Annotated in this window: 20 protein-coding genes and 1 other annotated feature; of the genes, 16 read left to right on the plus strand and 4 right to left on the minus strand. The window is 39.3% G+C overall.

Going from position 1 to position 20975, the window contains the following annotated elements:
• Positions 1-54: 54 nt before the first annotated feature.
• Positions 55-1134 carry a YsnF/AvaK domain-containing protein gene (locus ACH0CI_RS01275; protein WP_406900796.1) on the minus strand — a complete coding sequence of 360 codons (1080 nt, stop codon included), beginning with the start codon at positions 1132-1134 and terminating at the stop codon, positions 55-57.
• A gap of 291 nt (positions 1135-1425) precedes the next feature.
• On the opposite strand from ACH0CI_RS01275, the gene ACH0CI_RS01280 reads away from it, so the two are divergent.
• From ACH0CI_RS01280 to yajC, 7 genes are all read left to right on the plus strand, one after another.
• Positions 1426-1962 (plus strand): BofC C-terminal domain-containing protein, encoded by a 537-nt coding sequence (locus ACH0CI_RS01280; RefSeq protein WP_028411700.1) that lies wholly within the window; start codon positions 1426-1428, stop codon positions 1960-1962.
• A gap of 296 nt (positions 1963-2258) precedes the next feature.
• Entirely contained in the window at positions 2259-2870 is a 612-nt protein-coding gene (ruvA, locus tag ACH0CI_RS01285) for a Holliday junction branch migration protein RuvA (RefSeq protein ID WP_028411699.1), read from the plus strand.
• Positions 2871-2886: 16 nt separating this feature from the next.
• On the plus strand, positions 2887-3888 hold the full coding sequence (gene ruvB, locus ACH0CI_RS01290) for a Holliday junction branch migration DNA helicase RuvB (RefSeq protein ID WP_028411698.1): 1002 nt from the start codon (positions 2887-2889) through the stop codon (positions 3886-3888).
• Positions 3885-4085: a DUF2905 domain-containing protein gene (locus tag ACH0CI_RS01295; protein ID WP_028411697.1), complete on the plus strand. Its 201-nt coding sequence runs from the start codon at positions 3885-3887 to the stop codon at positions 4083-4085. Before ruvB ends, ACH0CI_RS01295 begins: the two co-directional genes overlap by 4 nt.
• A gap of 23 nt (positions 4086-4108) precedes the next feature.
• Positions 4109-5137 (plus strand): tRNA preQ1(34) S-adenosylmethionine ribosyltransferase-isomerase QueA, encoded by a 1029-nt coding sequence (gene queA / locus ACH0CI_RS01300; RefSeq protein ID WP_028411696.1) that lies wholly within the window; start codon positions 4109-4111, stop codon positions 5135-5137.
• 23 nt (positions 5138-5160) lie between these two features.
• On the plus strand, positions 5161-6300 hold the full coding sequence (gene tgt, locus ACH0CI_RS01305) for a tRNA guanosine(34) transglycosylase Tgt (RefSeq protein ID WP_013059317.1): 1140 nt from the start codon (positions 5161-5163) through the stop codon (positions 6298-6300).
• A 72-nt stretch (positions 6301-6372) separates the two neighbouring features.
• On the plus strand, positions 6373-6636 hold the full coding sequence (gene yajC, locus ACH0CI_RS01310; RefSeq protein ID WP_028411695.1) for a preprotein translocase subunit YajC: 264 nt from the start codon (positions 6373-6375) through the stop codon (positions 6634-6636).
• A gap of 34 nt (positions 6637-6670) precedes the next feature.
• Here yajC and ACH0CI_RS01315 read toward each other — a convergent pair whose 3' ends face one another.
• Positions 6671-7054: a TIGR04086 family membrane protein gene (locus ACH0CI_RS01315; protein ID WP_014458132.1), complete on the minus strand. Its 384-nt coding sequence runs from the start codon at positions 7052-7054 to the stop codon at positions 6671-6673.
• Positions 7055-7200: 146 nt separating this feature from the next.
• Here ACH0CI_RS01315 and ACH0CI_RS01320 point away from each other — a divergent pair, with 146 nt between their 5' ends.
• The gene (locus tag ACH0CI_RS01320) at positions 7201-7854 is read left to right on the plus strand and encodes a DUF421 domain-containing protein (protein ID WP_028411694.1); all 654 of its coding nucleotides are present in this window, start codon (positions 7201-7203) and stop codon (positions 7852-7854) included.
• A 20-nt stretch (positions 7855-7874) separates the two neighbouring features.
• On the opposite strand, the gene spoVB is transcribed toward ACH0CI_RS01320, so the two are convergent.
• A complete protein-coding gene (spoVB, locus tag ACH0CI_RS01325; RefSeq protein WP_028411693.1) occupies positions 7875-9485 on the minus strand; it encodes a stage V sporulation protein B in 1611 nt (536 codons plus the stop codon).
• Between the two features lie 64 nt (positions 9486-9549).
• Here spoVB and ACH0CI_RS01330 point away from each other — a divergent pair, with 64 nt between their 5' ends.
• The 6 genes from ACH0CI_RS01330 (at position 9550) to dtd (ending at position 18091) form a co-directional block, all read left to right on the plus strand.
• Positions 9550-9843: a post-transcriptional regulator gene (locus ACH0CI_RS01330; protein WP_028411692.1), complete on the plus strand. Its 294-nt coding sequence runs from the start codon at positions 9550-9552 to the stop codon at positions 9841-9843.
• Positions 9844-9980: 137 nt separating this feature from the next.
• Positions 9981-12218: a protein translocase subunit SecDF gene (secDF, locus tag ACH0CI_RS01335; protein ID WP_335388187.1), complete on the plus strand. Its 2238-nt coding sequence runs from the start codon at positions 9981-9983 to the stop codon at positions 12216-12218.
• A 141-nt stretch (positions 12219-12359) separates the two neighbouring features.
• The gene (gene recJ, locus ACH0CI_RS01340; protein ID WP_406900797.1) at positions 12360-14702 is read left to right on the plus strand and encodes a single-stranded-DNA-specific exonuclease RecJ; all 2343 of its coding nucleotides are present in this window, start codon (positions 12360-12362) and stop codon (positions 14700-14702) included.
• Positions 14703-14717: 15 nt separating this feature from the next.
• A complete protein-coding gene (locus tag ACH0CI_RS01345; RefSeq protein WP_013059309.1) occupies positions 14718-15230 on the plus strand; it encodes an adenine phosphoribosyltransferase in 513 nt (170 codons plus the stop codon).
• Between the two features lie 185 nt (positions 15231-15415).
• On the plus strand, positions 15416-17614 hold the full coding sequence (locus ACH0CI_RS01350; protein ID WP_013059308.1) for a RelA/SpoT family protein: 2199 nt from the start codon (positions 15416-15418) through the stop codon (positions 17612-17614).
• Positions 17615-17629: 15 nt separating this feature from the next.
• A complete protein-coding gene (gene dtd, locus ACH0CI_RS01355; protein ID WP_406900798.1) occupies positions 17630-18091 on the plus strand; it encodes a D-aminoacyl-tRNA deacylase in 462 nt (153 codons plus the stop codon).
• Here dtd and ACH0CI_RS01360 read toward each other — a convergent pair.
• On the minus strand, positions 18082-18966 hold the full coding sequence (locus ACH0CI_RS01360) for an N-acetylmuramoyl-L-alanine amidase family protein (protein ID WP_223546263.1): 885 nt from the start codon (positions 18964-18966) through the stop codon (positions 18082-18084). The two genes, dtd and ACH0CI_RS01360, sit on opposite strands and share 10 nt — an antisense overlap.
• A 166-nt stretch (positions 18967-19132) precedes the next feature.
• Between ACH0CI_RS01360 and ACH0CI_RS01365 the strand changes: the two genes are divergently transcribed.
• Complete coding sequence (locus ACH0CI_RS01365; RefSeq protein WP_013059305.1) at positions 19133-19309, plus strand: hypothetical protein; 177 nt, start codon at positions 19133-19135, stop codon at positions 19307-19309.
• An 87-nt stretch (positions 19310-19396) separates the two neighbouring features.
• Positions 19397-19629, plus strand: a binding site (T-box leader).
• 68 nt (positions 19630-19697) lie between these two features.
• On the plus strand, positions 19698-20966 hold the full coding sequence (gene hisS / locus ACH0CI_RS01370; protein WP_028410586.1) for a histidine--tRNA ligase: 1269 nt from the start codon (positions 19698-19700) through the stop codon (positions 20964-20966).
• Positions 20967-20975: the final 9 nt, after the last annotated feature.

Consider the following 20975-nt stretch of genomic DNA (forward strand, 5'->3'; position numbering starts at 1 on the left):
CATATAAAAAAGCTGCCATTGAAGCCAGGCAGCTATTCCTCGAACATGTAACTATTAATTTTTCTTGTTAGAAGCAGATTTGTTTGTTGTTTTAGATTCCGCTTCTTCATTTTGAGCGTTAGTTTCGTTTTGTTTGAGGCGACCTTCTCTTTTTTTCGTATCTGCTGGTGCCGTAGCGACACTCTTTGTATTTTTAACATTTTTTGCAGAAGAGCTTGTCTTATTAGCTTGTGTGTTTGGCTTCTCGTTGTTAGTTGTCTGACTATTTTCGTATTCAGCTTCCACGTCGCTTGCTAGAGCTGCAGAAACTTGAGCGTAAGTATGGTCTGTATAGTTCATCATATTTTCGTATACTTCAGGGCTCGCGAGTCCATCAGGTTCTACGCTTGCTTCTTCTTTCTTAATCGTTTCAGTCCATTCTTTTGTTTCTTGAATAAGTTTTTTTCCTATAATTACTTCTTCAACAATAACTGGTCTTTTGGTTATTTCTACTCGTTCTTCCATGATTGGAACACGAATAATTTCATCTTCTGTAAGTGGGCCAGCGTTATAGTCTCCGTCAATTACAGGGCGGCGTTCAATATAAAACTCTTCTCTTGTAACAGGAACGTGTACAGTTCTTTCTTCCTCTATTACTTTTTTGTGGAGTTTTACTTCACCTACTTGAACGCGTTCTTTTAAGACATCTAATTTTTCTTCACGCAGTTGGACAGCTCTATGCTCGTTGTGTTCCGTATAGGTTCCGTACGCTGGAGTTTGTTCAGAGCTTACGGCATCTATCAAAATTAGAATTTTACCAGCAGCTACATCTGTCTCGCACTGCACGGCTGAGATGTCTGGGATGCCCATGCGGATTAATTTTGATTTCAAGCCGCTTCCTTGTTTGAGCCCCATGCCGCCTGTCATCATGGTAAAAAAGTTATCCATCATGACGCCAGCTAATGAACTTACGGCAGGCGAACCAGCTTCAATAATTACATTTGTATCATGACCTATTTGAAATGTATTGCTTTTACTATTAGAAATGACCATGATGTCTGTTTCTCGATAACCTTGATGTTTTAAATTATGGATAACATCTAAAGCTTCTTTTTCTGAAAAAAAAGTTCCGACTACACGTTTATTCATTCTCATTACTTCAGCTCCCTTTTTTATGAAAATAGATAATAGAAGTCCTTACAATTACTTCCACTATGTACATACCCTGCGAAAATTTAATTAAAACGTTTAAGAGAAAATTTTACAAATAGTGTACAAATGTAACAAATACTCCATGTTTTCTTAACATAATATCGTGAAAAGGATTCGCTTCATAAAATAAGAGGATAAAAGAAAATAAGTAGGTCAAACTATTAGTGTAGATTTTCACAAAACCTTTTTAGATAATACTAAAAAGAGTATGATTAACGTGTGAGGTGAAGGTGAGTGAAGAAAGTCATTCATCAAGCAGCTTTTTTAATGCTAGTAAGTATTGTGCTTTGTATAATGCCATACCGTGCAGATGCGAATGAAAAGGAGCCGATGACATTATTTCTTGAGCGCGTGTATGTGGATGGAGTCGTAAGTCAAGAGATGATCAAAAGCCCTTCTATGACAAAAAAACAATTAATGAAAAAATATAAAAATTGGCGACTGCTTAAAGAAACCGATCGAGAGCTAGTTTTTAGAACAAGCATAGACGATATTTCACCTATTTTAAAAGACAACGGCTACGTAGGGCTTTCTGTTAACGGTATTCTCTCAGCATTTGAAGGCAAGCCAGCTTCGTCGCAGCACATTATACAGTCGTTTTTTCAAATTGACATCAAAAGGCTTGAAAGCTATCAGCATGAACAATTAAAGAAAGGTATTCGCGTTCAATCAAAAGATGAATATCTTTCCCTCATTAATTTCTATAAAATCTATCAGCTCCAGCAGCGGCCGCTTTCGATCAAGCAGCCGTTTTTTAGTATGGTAAAATAATTATTGAATTCAACATTCTAAATTGCTTCTATTTGCTTTTGGCGATATGTTAAAATGGTATTCAGCAGTCTAGTATTGTATATAATTTAAAAGGTCATTCATCAATAAAAGTGGGCGGTTCTATTTTTTACAGCTATTGTAAAAGTGGGTTGAGAAAGATGAAAAGAGGCGAACGTTCTCTTGAACGTCTTTTTAAAAGGAACTCTAAAGGAAAATAGAGAACGATGCGGGCAGGACTCTTCATAGGTAAGATGGGAGGTCACTGCCCGCGCGTACGTGAGTAAGGAGAGAGCTTATTGTTTGATTATATCAAAGGCACGGTTACATATATAAATCCTGAGTATATAGTAATTGAAAACAACGGAATAGGCTATCAGGTCTTTACGCCGAATCCATACGTGTTTTCAATTGATGAACAACCAAAAACGGTTTACACCTATCAATATGTAAGAGAAGACGTAATTGCACTTTACGGGTTTGCTTCGCGAGAACAAAAGGATTTATTTATGAAGTTAATTAGCGTGTCAGGAATCGGCCCAAAAGGCGGTTTAGCTATTTTAGCGTCAGGTAATCCAGCGCAGGTTGTCCAAGCTGTGGAGGAGGAAGACGAGAAGTTTTTAGTTAAGTTTCCAGGAGTAGGTAAAAAAACAGCTCGACAGATGATTCTAGATTTAAAAGGAAAGCTGCATGATATTGTACCAGATGCCGTTCCTTCTTTATTTGCAGATTTGGACGCACAAGAAGTCAAATCTCAAAGTTCAGAAGCACTCGATGAAGCGATTGAAGCACTTAAAGTATTAGGTTACGCAGAAAGAGAAATCAAAAAAATTGTTCCAGCTTTAATGAAGGAAACGATGACAACAGATCAGTATATTAAAGAAGCGCTAAAACGATTATTGAAACAATAAGTAAGGGAGGAGTAAAATGGACGATCGTATTGTAACGGGAGATGTTCTTGGTGAAGAAGAAATCATCGAGCAAAGTTTGCGGCCGCAAACCTTACAGCAGTATATTGGTCAGCATAAAGTAAAATCCCATCTTGACATTTTTATTAAAGCTGCCAAAATGCGAAGCGAAACGTTAGATCACGTGCTCTTATATGGTCCTCCAGGATTAGGTAAAACAACCCTTGCCACTATTATCGCTAATGAAATGGGCGTGCAAATCCGAACGACCTCAGGGCCAGCCATTGAGCGTCCAGGCGACTTAGCCGCGGTTTTAACCAGCTTAGAGCCTGGAGATGTGCTTTTTATTGATGAAATTCATCGATTAAATCGTTCAGTTGAAGAAGTACTGTACCCAGCAATGGAAGACTTCTGTTTGGACATTGTGATTGGAAAAGGGCCAAGTGCACGTTCTGTCCGTCTTGATTTGCCTCCGTTTACGCTAGTAGGTGCAACAACAAGAGCAGGGCTTTTATCTTCTCCTTTACGTGATCGCTTCGGCGTTTTAAGCCGTTTGGAATACTATCAAGAAGAAGATCTTGCTTCGATAGTAGAAAGAACAGCAGCTATTTTAGATGTAGAGATTGATCAGAAAGCGACGTTTGAGATGGCTAGGCGTGCTAGGGGAACTCCACGTATTGCGAATCGCTTGCTTCGAAGAGTCAGAGATTTTGCCCAGGTAAAAGGAGACGGAGCTATAACTGAAACCCTTGCTACTGAAGCATTAGAAATGTTACAGGTGGACCGTTTAGGTCTTGATCATATTGACCATAAATTATTAAGAGGGATTATTGAAAAATTTAGAGGCGGGCCTGTAGGCTTAGATACAATATCAGCTACTATTGGTGAAGAATCTCACACGATTGAAGATGTATACGAGCCTTATTTACTACAAATTGGCTTTTTGCAGCGAACGCCTCGAGGACGAATTGTGACTCCTTTGGTTTATGATCATTTTCAGCTGGAGGTGCCTGATCAGTGAATGATATGCCTAAGATGCTGATTACATTAGGAGGCATTTTAGTAGTCATTGGGCTGTTATGGCAGTTCGTTGGCAAGCTTCCTGGCGATATTTTTATTAAAAAAGGAAATACAACCTTTTATTTCCCGATTGTGACATGTATCCTAGTAAGCGTTGTGTTATCACTTATTTTTTATGTAATTGGCAGGTTTAAATAATTAAGTAGAAACAGGTGAACATTTTGAAAGTAGATTTATTTGATTTTCATTTACCAGAAGAATTGATTGCGCAAACACCACTTGAGCAGCGAGATGCATCAAGACTCATGGTATTAAACAAAGAAACAGGAAATGTGAAACATCATATGTTTCATGACCTTCTTGATTATGTGCAAGAAGGAGATTGTTTAGTGTTAAACGATACGCGTGTTCTTCCTGCACGTTTATTTGGCACAAAAGAAGATACAGGTGCTAATATTGAAGTATTGCTTCTAAAACAGACACAAGGCGATACGTGGGAGACGCTTGTAAAACCGGCTAAGAGAGTAAAAGAAGGAACGGTTATTTCGTTTGGTGACGGACGTCTGACTGCTGTGTGCAAAGAAACGAGCGATCAAGGCGGACGTTTGCTAGAATTCAACTATGAAGGCATCTTTTATGAGGTGCTTGAACAGTTAGGAGAAATGCCGCTGCCGCCTTATATTAAAGAGCGTTTGGATGATCAAGAGCGCTATCAAACGGTTTTTGCCCGTGAGCAAGGTTCTGCAGCAGCGCCAACAGCAGGTCTTCACTTTACAGAAGAAATGCTTGAACAGTTAAAAACAAAAGGTGTGCATATTGCATTTTTAACGCTTCATGTCGGATTAGGTACGTTCCGTCCAGTCAGCGTTGACGACTTAGAAGAGCACGATATGCACGCAGAGTTTTATCAAGTGAGTGAAGGAACCGCGGCTTTACTAAACAGCGTACGCGAAAAAGGCGGACGCATTATTTCAGTAGGTACAACTTCTACCCGTACTCTTGAAACAATTGCAACTGAGCATAACGGAAAATTTGTTGCTTCTTCAGGCTGGACCAATATTTTTATTTTCCCAGGGTATGAATTTAAAGCAATTGATGGAATGATTACAAACTTCCATCTTCCAAAATCTACGCTCATTATGCTTGTAAGTGCCTTAGCAGGAAGAGAAAACGTCATTTCTGCCTATGAACAAGCTGTAGCAGAGAAGTATCGCTTTTTCAGCTTCGGCGACGCGATGCTAATCGTGTAATTTAACATGAAAGGAATACATCAATGACAGCAATTCGTTACGAACATATAAAAACTTGTAAACAAACAGGAGCGCGTTTAGGTATTGTCCACACGCCTCATGGTTCATTTGAAACGCCTATTTTTATGCCAGTAGGCACATTAGCTACAGTAAAAACAATGTCTCCGGAAGATTTAAAAGCAATGGGGGCAGGCATTATTTTAAGTAATACGTACCATTTATGGCTTCGTCCAGGTCATGAAATTGTTAAAAAAGCAGGTGGTCTGCATAAATTTATGAACTGGGATCGTCCTATCTTAACAGATTCAGGCGGCTTCCAAGTTTTTAGTTTAAGCGATTTGCGCCGTATTGAAGAAGAAGGCGTTCATTTCCGCAACCATTTGAATGGAGACAAGCTTTTCCTATCTCCAGAAAAAGCGATGGACATTCAAAATGCGCTTGGGTCTGATATTATGATGGCATTTGATGAATGCCCTCCTTATCCAGCAGAGTATGACTACTTAAAACGTTCAGTAGAGCGTACTAGCCGATGGGCAGAGCGATGCCTTGAGGCTCACAGCCGCCCTCAAGACCAAGGTCTTTTTGGAATTGTTCAAGGCGGAGAGTTTGAAGATTTACGCCGTCAAAGTGCAGCTGATTTAGTATCAATGGACTTCCCAGGTTATGCTGTGGGAGGCCTGTCAGTTGGAGAACCAAAAGATGTGATGAATCGTGTGCTAGAGTTTACGACGCCATACTTGCCAACTGACAAACCTCGTTATTTAATGGGAGTAGGATCACCTGACTCGTTAATTGATGGGGCAATTCGCGGGATTGACATGTTTGACTGCGTATTACCAACGCGTATTGCACGTAACGGAACGCTTATGACAAGTGAAGGTCGTCTTGTTGTTAAAAATGCCAAATATGCAGAAGACTTCGGTCCGATTGATCCAAACTGTGACTGCTACACATGTCAAAATTATTCAAGAGCGTATATTCGCCACTTAATTCGCTGTAATGAAACGTTTGGAATTCGTTTAACATCTTACCATAACTTATATTTTCTGCTAAACTTAATGGAGCAAGTCCGTGAAGCCATTCGCGAAGACCGACTTGGCGATTTCCGCGATGAGTTCTTTGAAAAATATGGGTTTAACGGCCCAGACGCAAAGAATTTCTAGGTCACTACAGGAATTTTCATCAAATTTATGAATGAGTACCTGTTGATAATATAAATAAAAGGAGGAGTTTTCATGGGTGTTTTACAAAATATTTGGCCATTACTTTTAATGTTTGTCATTTTCTATTTCTTGTTAATCCGTCCACAGCAAAAACGTCAAAAAAACGTACAGCAAATGCAATCAGCACTTAAAAAAGGTGATAAGATTGTTACAATTGGCGGTATGCACGGTTTGGTAGAAGCAATCGATGAGTCACAAGTTGTGGTTCGCAGCACTGACGGTTCAAAATTAACATTTGACCGCAATGCTATTCGTGAAGTAAGAAGCGTAGATTAATAAAAAACGTCACGTACATGTACGTGACGTTTTTTTATGCTTCTCGTGAACCGGCAATGTTTACGCCAACAATTCCCCCGAGAATAGCGACTCCAATAAACCCAGCGTGAAATAAAAGCTGCTGTGCAGAAAACAGGTGACTATAGCCGAGGAATTGCAGCAAAAACATTAAAAAAGAATAAGAAATACCAGTGGCTCCTCCAACAAGCAGTCCCTTTGAACCGTTTCGTCCTCCCGCTATAAATCCTCCGATAAACAGTGTAATAAATGAGAGAATAAGTAAAAATAAACGTACGGACTGTTCTTCAAGCGATGTGAATTTTAAAATAAGCGAAAAGATAATGCTAATCGCTAAAGCCATTACTAAGATTGTTGCTACCCCTGCAAATACAGCGTTGCTCATTCGTTTTGCACCCAACTTGTTTCCCCCTTATGAAATAAAAAGATAGGTGAACCCTTAGTACGAGCATATTCGGGATGACTTCAAAATAGACGCATAAAAGTAAGGCTATTTTAAAATAAATGGTACAAACTACAAGGGAATACATAAAGGAGGTCTTTGCAGTGGAACTATTAATCATGGTTGCGCGAACCGTGCTTTTGTATGTAGTAGTTTTAATTATTTTTCGCGTTATGGGCAAAAGGGAAATAGGAGAGCTGAGCATTTTGGATTTAGTTGTCTTTATTATGATTGCTGAAATGGCAGTAATGGCTATTGAAAACCCAAAAGATCCTTTGCTGTATTCAATTCTTCCGATGTTAACGCTTCTTATTATTCAAATTGGTTTAGCTATATGGTCTCTTAAAAGCAATCGAATGCGAAATTTTATTGATGGTAAACCTAGTATTATCATTGAAAATGGAAAAATAAATGAACATGAAATGAAAAGGCAGCGATATAACTTCAATGATTTGCTTGTGCAGCTGCGAGATAAAAATATAAAAAATGTAGCTGATGTTGAATTTGCTATTTTAGAATCTTCAGGAAGGCTATCCGTGTTTGAAAAAGATCAGCAATCAGGTAAAAAAGGCAATTTGAATTTGCCTTTTATCATTGACGGCGTTATTCAAGAAGAGCATCTGTTGCATGAACATAAAACAACGGAATGGTTAAGGCAGGAGTTAGAGAAACTGGGGCATTCAAACTTAGACAAGATTTCATATTGCAGCTACGACAACGGAAAATTCTTTATAGATTTAATAGATGTGAAACAATAAAACGCGGAGTGCTCCGCGTTTTATTTTCGTTTAAAATAACGTAAAACAGAAAAGCGATTTAATTCTTCTTTTGTTATCAGTCTAAAAAGCAGCAAAAACAGTACATATACAAAGCTTGTCAGTGCAATTGATAAAATGGTTCGTAAGCTTAACGGGATGGAAGTGAAAAGGTTCATATAAGCAAAGTGTCCAATAAAGCCTGATATGCCCATTACAGCAAAGCTGCGAAGATACTCAAACACATGAAGCTTATACGTGATTTTTTTCATGACCGTAGACAGATGTAAAAGAGTGACAAGCATCATTCCCACAACAATTGCAAGGCCAGCTCCCATAATGCCTAGATTGGGCTGAGTTGCGAGTAAGAAGATAAGAGACGTTTTGACCGCTGCTCCTATAAAACTGTTAATCATGGCGGCTTTTGCAAGGTCTAGCGCCTGCAGAACAGCTTGAAGCGGCCCTTGAAAGTAATAAAAGATAAAAAAAGGCGCCATGACTTTGACAAAAATAGCAGCTTTGTCAGAACCATACATCAATTCCATTACCGGATTAGCAAATACATAAAGAACAACAACGGCCAGTCCGCCTGTTACAAATGACAAGCGGAGAGCTTGATGAAGCCGATATTCGATTTGTTTCATTTGATTCTGTGCAAGAGATTCACTGATTGCGGGAACCAAAGAAGTGGATAGAGACACCGTTACAAAAGAAGGCAGCATCAGGAGAGGGAGTGCAAAGCCTGTTAATTCTCCGTACTGCTTCGTTGCTACCGCTGTCGCTACTCCTGCAATTGCTAAACTTTGAGCTACTACAATCGGTTCTAAAAACCAAGAAATTGACCCAATCATGCGGCTTCCTGTCGTGGGAAGAGCGATTCGCATTAAGTCAAGGAACGTATCTTTGCCCGCATGTAAAGAAGCAAAAAATTTTCGTCTTACCGTTATTTTCTTCTTTCGCTTGAACATAAACACCATGTAAAACAGGGAAGCGAGCTCTCCAAATACCGAAGAGAGCATAGCGCCAGCCGCGGCGTACTCAATTCCATAAGGTAAAAATGCTTTTGTACAGACAGCAATTAACGTAATTCGCACCACTTGTTCAATAATTTGAGAATAAGCAGCGGGCTTCATTTGCTGCTTTCCTTGAAAATATCCGCGAATGACAGACGACACGGCGATGATCGGAATAACAGGAATAATCGCAAGCAGCGGATAGATCGTACGTGAATCTGTAAAGAAGGTTTTTGCTACAACGGGAGCGAATAATATTAGTCCGAGCGTAAATAAAACGCTCAGCGTACACGTAATACTTAAAGAGACGACAAGTATTTTTTTTATTTTATGCCTGTCACCTAAAGCTTCTGCTTCTGCCACTAACTTTGAAATGGCAACCGGTAGCCCAAGCTGTGTTAAGGTGATTACTAATACCAGCGTGGGGACCGCCATCATATAAAGTCCCACACCTTCGTCTCCAATCATTCGAGCCACCACAATTCGATTGACAAACCCGAGTACACGTGTAATTAAGCCAGCAATTATTAAAATAATAGTTCCCTGTAAAAATTTAGACATATACTCACTGCTTTCTTGAGGTTTATACAGTGAATATATGCGGCGTCGGTGTCCAAGCATGACAAGTATTCCTCATACGAGAAAGAAATTTTACGCAAAATGTCAAACGGAAAGGAGGATCAATATGACACATCCATTTATTTCAGCTTCGAAAGAACTTATACAGCCTGTCGTATCCAGCAAAATGGAAGAATTTCATATGCTCGGATATGAAGAAGTAACGGAGAACGATTTATTGAGTTATTTGGAAATGAAAAAATGGAAAAAAGAAAAGGAGCTATCTCTCCATCAAGTTGTAAATGATATTTTATCTGTTAAGATCACGCAGGTGATGAGCTATGTAACCATTGAATCTTATAAATCTGATATGTTCTCAAGTGTTAATAATGGAGAAGACTGGAAAGAATTATTAAAGTAGAGTTTGTAAAATACATGTATTAAAATTTGATAAGGTCTTTATTTGACAGACATTAGGTTATGAATGATAATTAGATTGGTCATTTATCTATTGTTATCATTTCATGTTTTTTACATAAGAAGGAGGATTTTCTGTCGATGGTTAAAAGAGGACGTATCGTTGCCTTTTTCCTCTTAGTACTGCTTGTGTTTAGTACAATCGGAACAACGATGACTGGAATTACAAAAGATATTAAACTTGGCCTCGACCTTCAAGGTGGATTTGAAATTTTATATAAAGTCAGTCCAGCTAAAAAAGGCGATGTCATTGACAAAAAGGCACTTAACAGCACGGTTGAAGCGCTGCGTCAACGTGTCGATGTACTGGGAGTTAGTGAGCCCAGCATTCAAATTGAAGGAAACGACCGCATCCGCGTTCAGCTAGCTGGTGTCACGAATCAAAAGCAAGCCAGGGATCTGTTATCAACTCAAGCAAACTTAACGTTCCGTGACGTGAACGATAAGGTGCTGATGGATGGTACAGACTTAGCGCAAGGCGGAGCAAAGCAATCGTTTGACCAAAGCAATCAGCCTAGCGTCTCACTAAAGTTAAAAAATGCGAAAAAATTTGAAAAGATTACGCGAGAGCTTTCTCAAAAACCAGCACCTAACAATTTAATTGTCATTTGGCTGGATTATGAAGAAGGAAAAGACTCGTACCAAAAAGAATCAGCAAAACAAAATCCGAAGTACCTGTCTGCAGCTTCTGTTAGCAGCGTGTTAACACAGCCAGATGTTGAAATTTCAGGTGGAAACTTCACAGTGAAAAGTGCAACGCAGCTGGCGGAATTGTTAAATGCCGGGTCGCTGCCAGTTAAATTAGATGAGCTATACTCTACATCCGTTGGAGCTCAGTTTGGAGAAGAAGCTCTTCATACGACTATATTAGCGGGTATTATCGGCATCGGAATTATCTTCCTTTACATGCTGTTTTTCTACCGTTTACCGGGGCTTATTGCCGTTATTACACTCAGCTTCTATGTGTACTTAAACTTAGTTGTATTTGACTGGATGCACGTGGTTATGACGCTTCCAGGGATTGCGGCTCTTATTCTCGGCGTAGGTATGGCAGTAGATGCGAATATTATTACCTACGAGCGGATTAAAGATGAACTGAAAACAGGAAGGTCTGTTATATCGGCTTACCGGGCAGGAAATCGTCGCTCACTTGCGACCATTTTTGATGCCAATATTACAACAATGTTAGCGGCTCTTGTACTGTTCTTTTATGGTCAAAGTTCGGTAAAAGGATTTGCCACAACATTAATGATCGGGATTGTGCTAAGCTTTGTAACTGCTGTTTATGGTACTCGTTTACTAATGAGTCTTTTAGTAAACAGCCGCTGGTTTGATAAAAAACCAGGCTACTTTGGCGTGAAGAAAGAGCAAATTCACGATTTGAGCAAAGACGACGGCACAACCGTTTTACCTACAGCGTGGGATAAGATTGACTTTGTAAAATACCGTAAAGCGTTCTTCACGTTCTCAAGCGTGCTCGTCATTATCGGTATTATCTCGGTTGCTGTGTTCAGGCTGAACCTCGGTATTGACTTTACGAGCGGAACTCGCATAGAGATTCCGGCAAATCATACCGTTACGCAGGCTGAGATACAGCGCGAAATGAAGTCTCTTGATATCAAAACGGATGACATAGTTATTACAGGAAAAAGTAATGATACGGGTGTCGTACGTGTAGTTGGGGTTCTCGATAAAAAAGAAATCGCCAATTTAAAAGATCACTTTAAAGATAAATACGGTTCTGAACCAAATGTAAGCACCGTTTCGCCGACGGTTGGAAAAGAACTGGCGAAAAATGCGATGCTTGCAATTCTGATTGCTTCAATTGGAATTATCATTTATGTAACGATTCGATTTGAGTTTTACATGGCGCTTGCAGCCGTGCTTGCGTTGTTACATGATGCGTTCTTTATCGTTACGGTCTTTAGCTTAACAAAGTTAGAGGTAGATTTAACGTTTATCGCTGCTGTCTTGACGATTGTTGGTTACTCAATTAACGATACAATCGTTACGTTTGACCGCATTCGTGAAAATATGCAGAAATTTAAATCTAAAACGTTTGACGACTTAGCGTTTATCGTAAATCTAAGTTTACGCGAAACGTTTACTCGCTCGATGAATACCGTGTTAACAGTTGTGATTGCAGTTGTAGCACTTCTTCTATTCGGAAGTGAATCGATTCAAAACTTCTCAATTGCTCTGTTAGTAGGTTTAATCCTTGGTGCATATTCATCTGTGTTTATTGCTGCTCAGCTATGGCTTGTGTGGAAAGGAAAACAGTTGAAGCGTGAGGAACAAAAAGAAGTAGAAAGCAAGTAATTCAAAAACGTGCGAAGTATTCGCACGTTTTTTTTGTGCGTGAAAATTCAAGGCGTACTGTCAGAAAAATGTGCTTATTTTCTTTCGTTGCTCCATTTCATCCACTCTAGTATAATAATGTGGGTTAAGGGGTGAAGAGACATGTTACAGTCAAAAAAACGTTGGAATGTTCAAGAATGTGATGAACAACTTGTTAATGAATTTGTAGAAAACCTCAATATTACACCTCTAGTAGCTTCGTTATTACTTAATAGAGGCATGACAACAGTAGAAGCGGCACGTGAGTTTTTACACGTTGATGCACAAACGTTCCACGATCCGTTTTTATTGCACGATATGGACAAAGCGGTAGCTCGCATTCAGCAAGCAATTGATCATAAGGAAAAAATTATGATCTATGGAGATTACGATGCTGACGGCGTCAGCAGCACTTCCGTTATGTTATCTGCTTTACAGCAGCTTGGCGCTGATGTTGATTTTTATATTCCTAATCGCTTTACAGAAGGTTATGGGCCGAATAAGGCGGCATTTGATAAAATAAGCGCAGGCGGCTATCAGCTGGTGATTACGGTAGACACAGGTATTTCGGCAGTCGAAGAAACTGCGTATGCACGTGAATTAAACTTTGATTTAATTATTACTGATCACCACGAGCCGGGGCCGGTTTTACCGGATGCTTATGCAATTATTCATCCAAAGCTGCCGGGAAGTACATATCCATTTAAAGAACTGGCAGGTGTAGGAGTGGCTTTTAAACTCGCTCATGCGCTGTTAGGAGAGCTTCCGAAACATTTGTTAGAACTAGCAGTAATTGGGACGATTGCTGACTTAGTTCCTTTAGTCGACGAAAATCGTTTAATTGCTCGCAAAGGTCTTGATTATCTCAAGCTCACGAAGCGCACCGGAATTGAAGCGCTGCTGAGCGTATGTGGAGTAAAACGTGAAGAAATTAATGAGGATACAATTGGATTTGCGATGGCTCCTCGCATTAATGCAGTAGGACGTCTTCAAGATGCCGATCCAGCTGTTCATTTACTTATGACGACAAATGCTGAAGAGGCAAAAGGTTTAGCTAAAGAAATTGATGCGTTAAACAAGGAAAGGCAGCAAATCGTAAACGATATTACAGAAGAAGCCGTTGAATTTGTTGAGAGTATGTATCCTCCGGATGAAAACAGCGTTCTTATTGTAGAGGGAGAAGGATGGAATGCAGGCGTTGTTGGAATTGTCGCTTCTAGGCTCGTAGAAAAATTCTACAGACCAACAATTGTACTAAGTATTGACTCTGAAAACTGTATTGCCAAAGGTTCAGCAAGAAGTATCCAAGGCTTTGACTTATTCGCGAACTTATCTAAATGCCGTGACATTTTGCCGCATTTTGGAGGTCATCCAATGGCAGCCGGCATGACGTTAAACAGCGAGGATGTAGAAGAACTGCGCAGACGCCTTAATGAACAAGCAAGCAACGTGTTAACCGAACGGGATTTTATTCCAATTACATCAGTTGATACAGTATGTACAACAGAGGAAATTACGCTGGAAAACATTGAACAAATGAGTGCGCTTGCTCCATTTGGTATGCATAACCCGAAGCCAAAAGTTCTCATTAAAGATGTTCATACAACATCTATGCGGAAAATTGGCGCGAATAAAAATCATTTAAAACTCGTATTTGAAGACAGCGGTGTATCGGTTGATGCAGTAGGCTTTGGGTTAGGCTATATATTAGATGAAGTATCTCCTATAGCTAAGGTATCATTAGTAGGTGAACTATCTATTAATGAGTGGAACAATATGCGCAAACCGCAGCTGATGGTAGAAGATATTTCTGTAGATGAGTGGCAGATGTTTGATTATCGCAGCGCGGTTGATGTCAAACGTTTCTTTGAGCAGGTATTCACAGATCAAATGAAAGTTGTTGCTTTTCACGATTCAACAATTGATAAATACAAGTCGATGCTGCCGATGGAGCATGTTGTTCTTATTCAAAATGAAGAACAGGCAAAAGCATGCATGTTTGCAGGAGAACAGATCGTTTTATTAGATTTGCCTCCGTCACAGAAGTGGCTTGAAGCTTTGTTTGTCCAAGGTATTCCTTCTAGGATATACGCTATTTTCTTAACGGAAGAAGACCATTATTTTGATACAATCCCAACTCGCGATCACTTTAAATGGTTCTACGGCTTTTTAGCGAAAAAGGGTCCTTTTGATTTAAAACGCTACAAAGAAGATTTAGCAATTCATAAGGGCTGGTCGAAAGAAACGATTGATTTTATGGCAAAGGTGTTTTTTGAGTTAGAATTTGTTACAATAAACAATGGCTTAATTTCGTTAGTGAAAAATTCTACGAAACGTGATTTAATAGAATCTGCGACTTATCGCCAAAAGCAGCAGCAGATTGAAATAGAAAAAAACTTTATTTATACGTCATATGTACAGCTTAAAAATCAATTTCAAGATATTTTTAAGCGTTCGATTGAATGAGGAGGCAACATTAGAATGAATTTTAAAGATTATATTACAATTGTACCTGACTGGCCAAAACCAGGTATTACATTTAAAGATATCTCAACATTAATGGATAACGGTGACGCATACCGTGCCGCAACGGATGAGATTGTAAAATATGCTAATGATAAACAAGTTGATATTATCGTAGGACCGGAAGCTCGCGGATTTATCGTTGGTTGTCCAGTAGCATATGCGCTAGGTATCGGCTTTGCACCTGTTCGTAAAGAAGGAAAATTACCGCGTGAAGTAATCAAAGTAGATTACGGTTTAGAATACGGTAAAGACGTATTAACGATTCACAAAGATGCAATTAAGCCAGGTCAGCGCGTGTTGATTACAGATGATTTATTAGCAACAGGCGGTACAATTGAAGCGACAATTAAGCTTGTCGAAGAATTAGGCGGAATTGTTGTTGGAGCTGCGTTCTTAATTGAACTTTCTTACCTTGACGGCCGTGACAAACTAGACGGTTATGATGTATTCACATTAATGACGTATTAAGACGAACGATCACATAAAAAAGAGTACCTGATACAGGTGCTCTTTTTTCGTTAAAAAACGTTAATACGTAAAATGGAAATGATGTAAATTTCATAAATTAGACGCAAAGGCTTTACATCCTTGGATTTTTTCAAGATAATAGTTACAATATGAATTAAAAATGCTAGTTGATAAAAGGTGATTTCATGGCAAATGAGCAAGTCCTAACAGCGGAACAGGTCATTGACAATACGAAGCGATATTTAAATGAAGAAGACGTGGCTTTTGTACAAAAAGCATATGATTTTGCAAAAGAAGCTCACAAAGAACAATATCGCAAGTCGGGTGAACCATATATTATCCACCCGATTCAAGTCGCAGGAATTTTAGTTGATCTAGATATGGATCCAGCAACAATTGCAGCTGGATTTCTACATGATGTGGTCGAAGATACAGAGATAACACTAAAGGATTTAGAAAAAGCTTTTAACGAAGAAGTAGCAATGCTAGTAGACGGCGTAACGAAACTTGGAAAAATTAAATATAAGTCTAAAGAAGAGCAGCAGGCTGAAAATCACCGCAAGATGTTTGTGGCAATGGCTCAAGATATTCGAGTCATACTGATCAAACTTGCGGATCGTCTTCATAACATGCGTACGCTGAAGCATTTACCGCAGGAAAAGCAGCGACGCATTTCAAATGAAACGCTTGAAATTTTTGCTCCTCTTGCTCATCGTCTTGGTATTTCAAAAATTAAGTGGGAGCTTGAAGATACAGCTTTACGTTACTTAAATCCTCAGCAATATTATCGCATTGTCAATTTGATGAAGAAAAAGCGTGCGGAACGCGAGCAATATTTGGCTGAAGTTATTGATGAAGTTCGTGAGCAAGTAGATGAAGTGTCGATTAAAGTTGAAATTTCAGGACGTCCAAAACATATTTATTCCATTTATCGTAAAATGGCACTGCAAAACAAGCAGTTTAATGAAATTTACGATTTACTAGCTGTGCGCATTATTGTAAATAGCATTAAAGACTGCTATGCGGTGTTAGGGATTATTCACACGTGCTGGAAACCAATGCCAGGACGTTTCAAAGATTATATTGCGATGCCAAAACAAAATATGTACCAGTCTCTTCATACGACGGTTATCGGACCAAAAGGTGATCCGTTAGAAGTTCAAATTCGAACATTTGACATGCACCAAATTGCTGAGTATGGAATTGCTGCTCACTGGGCTTACAAAGAGGGAAAAACAGCTGAGCATGCTTCATTTGAAGAAAAGTTAACGTGGTTTAGAGAAATTTTAGAATTTCAAAATGATGCAAACGATGCAGAAGAGTTTATGGAATCTCTAAAAGTTGATTTATTTTCTGACATGGTTTATATTTTTACGCCAAAAGGCGACGTCATTGAGCTTCCTTCGGGTTCTGTTCCAATTGATTTTTCCTATCGTATTCATTCTGAAATCGGAAATAAAACCATTGGAGCAAAAGTCAACGGCAAGATGGTTACGCTTGATTACCGTTTGAAAACGGGGGACATTATCGAAATTTTGACGTCTAAGCATTCATATGGTCCAAGCAAGGACTGGTTAAAGCTTGCTCAAACGTCTCAAGCCAAAAATAAAATTCGCCAATTCTTTAAAAAGCAAAGCCGCGATGAAAATATTGAAAAAGGCAAAGAGCTGGTTGAAAAAGAAATTCGTCAAATGGAGTTTGACTTAAAAGAAGTATTAACAGCTGATAATATCAAACGAGTAGCGGAGAAGTTTAATTTCTCAAATGAAGATGATATGTATGCAGCTATTGGATATAACGGATTAACTGCGGCTCAAGTAGCTAATCGTTTAACCGAGAAGTGGAGAAAGCAGCGCGATCAAGAACAAGAGATCCAAATTGATGACATTGCACGCGACACTGCGGCTAAACGTGTTCGCCAGCATAAACGAAAAGATTCCGGTGTTATCGTACCGGGTGTAGAGAACATGCTGATTCGCTTGTCTAAATGCTGTAATCCAGTTCCCGGAGATGAGATTGTTGGTTTTATTACAAAGGGGCGGGGAGTATCTGTTCATAGAGCAGATTGTTTAAACGTTCACACAGATGATGCTGAAAGCCGTCTTATTCCTGTAGAGTGGGAAACACATATTAAAGAAGGCAAAGAGTTTAATGTGGAAATTGAAATTTCGGGCTACGACCGTCGAGGCTTATTAAATGAAGTTCTGCAGGTTGTAAACGAGACTAAAACGAATATTTCAGCCGTTTCAGGAAAATCGGACCGAAACAAAATGGCTACGATTCATATGTCAATTTCTATTCATAACATCAGTCATCTTCATAAAGTGGTCGAGCGCATTAAGCAGCTTCGAGACATTTATTCAGTTCGCCGAATTATGCATTAAGAAAGGTCGTTATACATGAGAGTAGTCGTACAAAGAGCAAAGAATGCAAAAGTAACTGTTGCAGGCGAGACGGTCGGCGAGATTGAGCACGGATATATGCTTTTAGTCGGTATTACCCACGAGGATACTGAAGCCGATGCAGAGTATGTAGCAGACAAAATTGTAAATTTGCGAGTGTTTGAAGATGAGTCTGGCAAAATGAATTTGTCGCTTCTAGATGTAGAAGGAGAAATTTTATCGGTATCTCAATTTACGCTTTACGGAGATTGCCGAAAAGGCAGAAGACCAAACTTTATGGAAGCTGCTAGGCCAGATTATGCTGTAACGATTTACAACTATTTTAATAAAGTATTATCAGGAAAAAATATTCGAGTAGAAACCGGCGCATTTGGCGAAATGATGGACGTATCATTTACGAATGACGGACCGGTCACACTTATTGTAGAAAGCAAAGAAAAAACGCAGGCTCACAGATGAGTCTGCGTTTTTTCTTTGTTTTGAAAGTAGTGATTTAATCCTTCAGCGATAGCGGATGTAATCATTTGCTGATAACTGATGGAATTAATATACGTTTCTTCCCGTTCGTTGCTTAAAAAGCCCAGTTCAATTAATGTACTCGGACGTGTATTTTCGCGAAGAACATAATAGTTTCCAAATCGTTCTCCTTTGTCTTTCAATTTTGCATGTTCAATGAGTGACTGATGAATAGAATGTGTGAGTGGACTGTCCTGATGCTGATGATAATAATACGTCATAAGGCCAGTTAGCTGTGAGCTGTTCGTACTGTTGTAGTGAACGCTTATAAAAGCATCTGCTTTAGTCGATTGCAGCGTGCGCTGTGAAAGTAGAACGTACTCATCACGGGTGCGGGTTAAAATGACGTGTGCGCCTTCTTTTTGAAGTTTGTTTTGTAAAATCAGCGCTGTTCGGAGAGTGAGATCTTTTTCATATGTGCCCTGTGTGCCGATGGCTCCTTTGTCTTTTCCTCCATGGCCTGCATCAATAATAATGGTTTTGCCCTTTAGGTGCTGCAAGCTTTTACTCAGCGTATAAACAGGCTGGCGCTGCGCTACTTGCATGCTAGGCTGAACGCTGCGGAGCGCTACGGTTTTCGTGAATTTTTTAAACACCCAGCCTTGAATACCCGAGCTTTCTACATAATACCAATCTCCTTGACGGTCTGAAACGGATAGTCTTGTATTCTTCGTCAATTTATTTGTAATTGAAAATGAACGTCCTGGACCGCTGCGTACATGAAGAGAGTCAGCTGTTACAACAATGGGTTGATGCACCGGTACATTTGGGCGCTCAAATGAGGAAGAGCACAGTAACAAAAGGATACTTGCAGCCAAAACAGATACAGACTTCATGTTAAGATGGCGAATAGATAGACCTCCTTTTTATAACAAAATAGAGTATTCGATGAAAAGAAAAAAAATCCTTTCTCTTATGTAAAAACATCTTTTTTGGGCAATGCTAATAAAAGGATAAGTAAGTGTAGGCAGGGAGGAAGAAACGATGAAGTTTAGTGAAAAAGGTGAACAATCATTTCAACAGGTAAATCCAGTATTTGGCATTCATTTTCATGATTTTATTGATAGAGAAAGTGAAGCTTCATCCCTTGAATTGGCTTCTGAATTTGGTTTAACGCTTCGAGATATTCAGAAACTAAGAAAACAATTAGACCGCTCTTAACATGAAAGGTGCTTGACAACTGCTCATTTCATTCGTAATATAGAAAGCAATTGCTAAATTAAAATGAATGTATAACATTTTTATATTGATAAGCCAAAGATCGAGAAAAGTAGTAAAGATGACACATGGCTAGAGAGGAAATGTCTTAGGCTGAAAGCATTTCTACATGATGACTTTATGAAAGAACACTCAGGAGGCTTCACTCTGAAAAGGGAAACTTAGTAGGAGATGAACGTGTTCGTGCGTTAACGAAATGAGTGGAAACATGTCATATGTTTCAATTAGGGTGGTACCACGTGAGATTAACTCTCGTCCCTACTATGGAAAAATAGTAGAGGCGAGAGTTTTTTTGTATTGTAAATTTTAAATATAGGAGGCATATCACGTTATGTCAGTTCAAATACCTAGAGGCACACAAGATATTTTACCGGGCAAAGTAGAATATTGGCAGTTTGTTGAACAGCGAGCAAGAGAAATCTGCCGTGCGTTCAACTACCAAGAAATTCGTACACCAATGTTTGAACACACTGAATTATTTTTGCGCGGAGTGGGAGAAACAACGGATATCGTGCAAAAAGAAATGTACACATTTAAGGATCGAGGCGACCGCAGCTTAACACTTCGTCCAGAAGGAACAGCTGCAGTTGGACGATCATTTGTTTCAAATAAAATGTTTGGAAATCCAACGCAGCCAACAAAGCTGTTTTATATCGGTCCTATGTTTCGTTATGAACGCCCTCAAGCGGGACGTTTCCGTCAATTCGTTCAGTTTGGCGTAGAAGCATTAGGGGTAAATGATCCAGCTATCGACGCTGAAGTTCTTGCCCTGTTAATGAGCTTTTACCAATCGCTTGGATTAAAAAAATTAAAGCTGGTTGTTAACAGTTTAGGAGATACAGAAAGTCGTCAAGCTCACCGTCAAGCACTTATCGATCACTTTGCACCTCGAATCGGAGAGTTTTGCAGCGACTGTCAAAGCCGATTGGAGAAAAATCCTCTTCGTATTTTAGATTGTAAAAAAGATCGTGACCATGAACTGATGGCTACAGCGCCGTCTATTCTTGATTATTTAAACGACTATTCAAAAGAATATTTTGAAAAAGTACAGCAGTACTTAACCGATTTAGACATTGACTATGTTGTAGATCCGACGCTAGTACGCGGGTTAGATTATTATAATCACACAGCATTTGAACTAATGAGTGAAGCAGAAGGATTTGGCGCCATTACAACTCTTTGCGGCGGAGGCCGTTATAATGGGCTGATTCAAGAAATCGGCGGACCTGAAACACCAGGTATCGGATTCGCTTTAAGCATTGAACGTTTATTATCTGCATTGGAAGCAGAAGGAATTGAGCTTCCGGTAGAAACTGGCGTAGATTGCTATGTAGTGACAATGGGCGATGAGGCGAAAGAAAAATCTGTTTCAATTGTAAATACGCTTCGACGTGCAGGTTTTGTAGCAGATAAAGATTATCAAGATAAAAAAATGAAAGCTCAGTTCAAAGCAGCCGATCGTGTACAAGCAAAATTTGTTGTTGTTCTAGGTGAAGATGAGCTAGCAAAACAAGTTGTAAACGTAAAGAATATGGAATCTGGCGAACAGCAAGAAGTATCAATTGATCAATTGGTTAGCTATTTGCAGGAACAAGTATAAGGGGGAACC

This window comes from Priestia sp. 179-F W1.4 NHS (genome assembly GCF_045369295.1).
GTDB lineage: Bacteria > Bacillota > Bacilli > Bacillales > Bacillaceae_H > Priestia > Priestia zanthoxyli.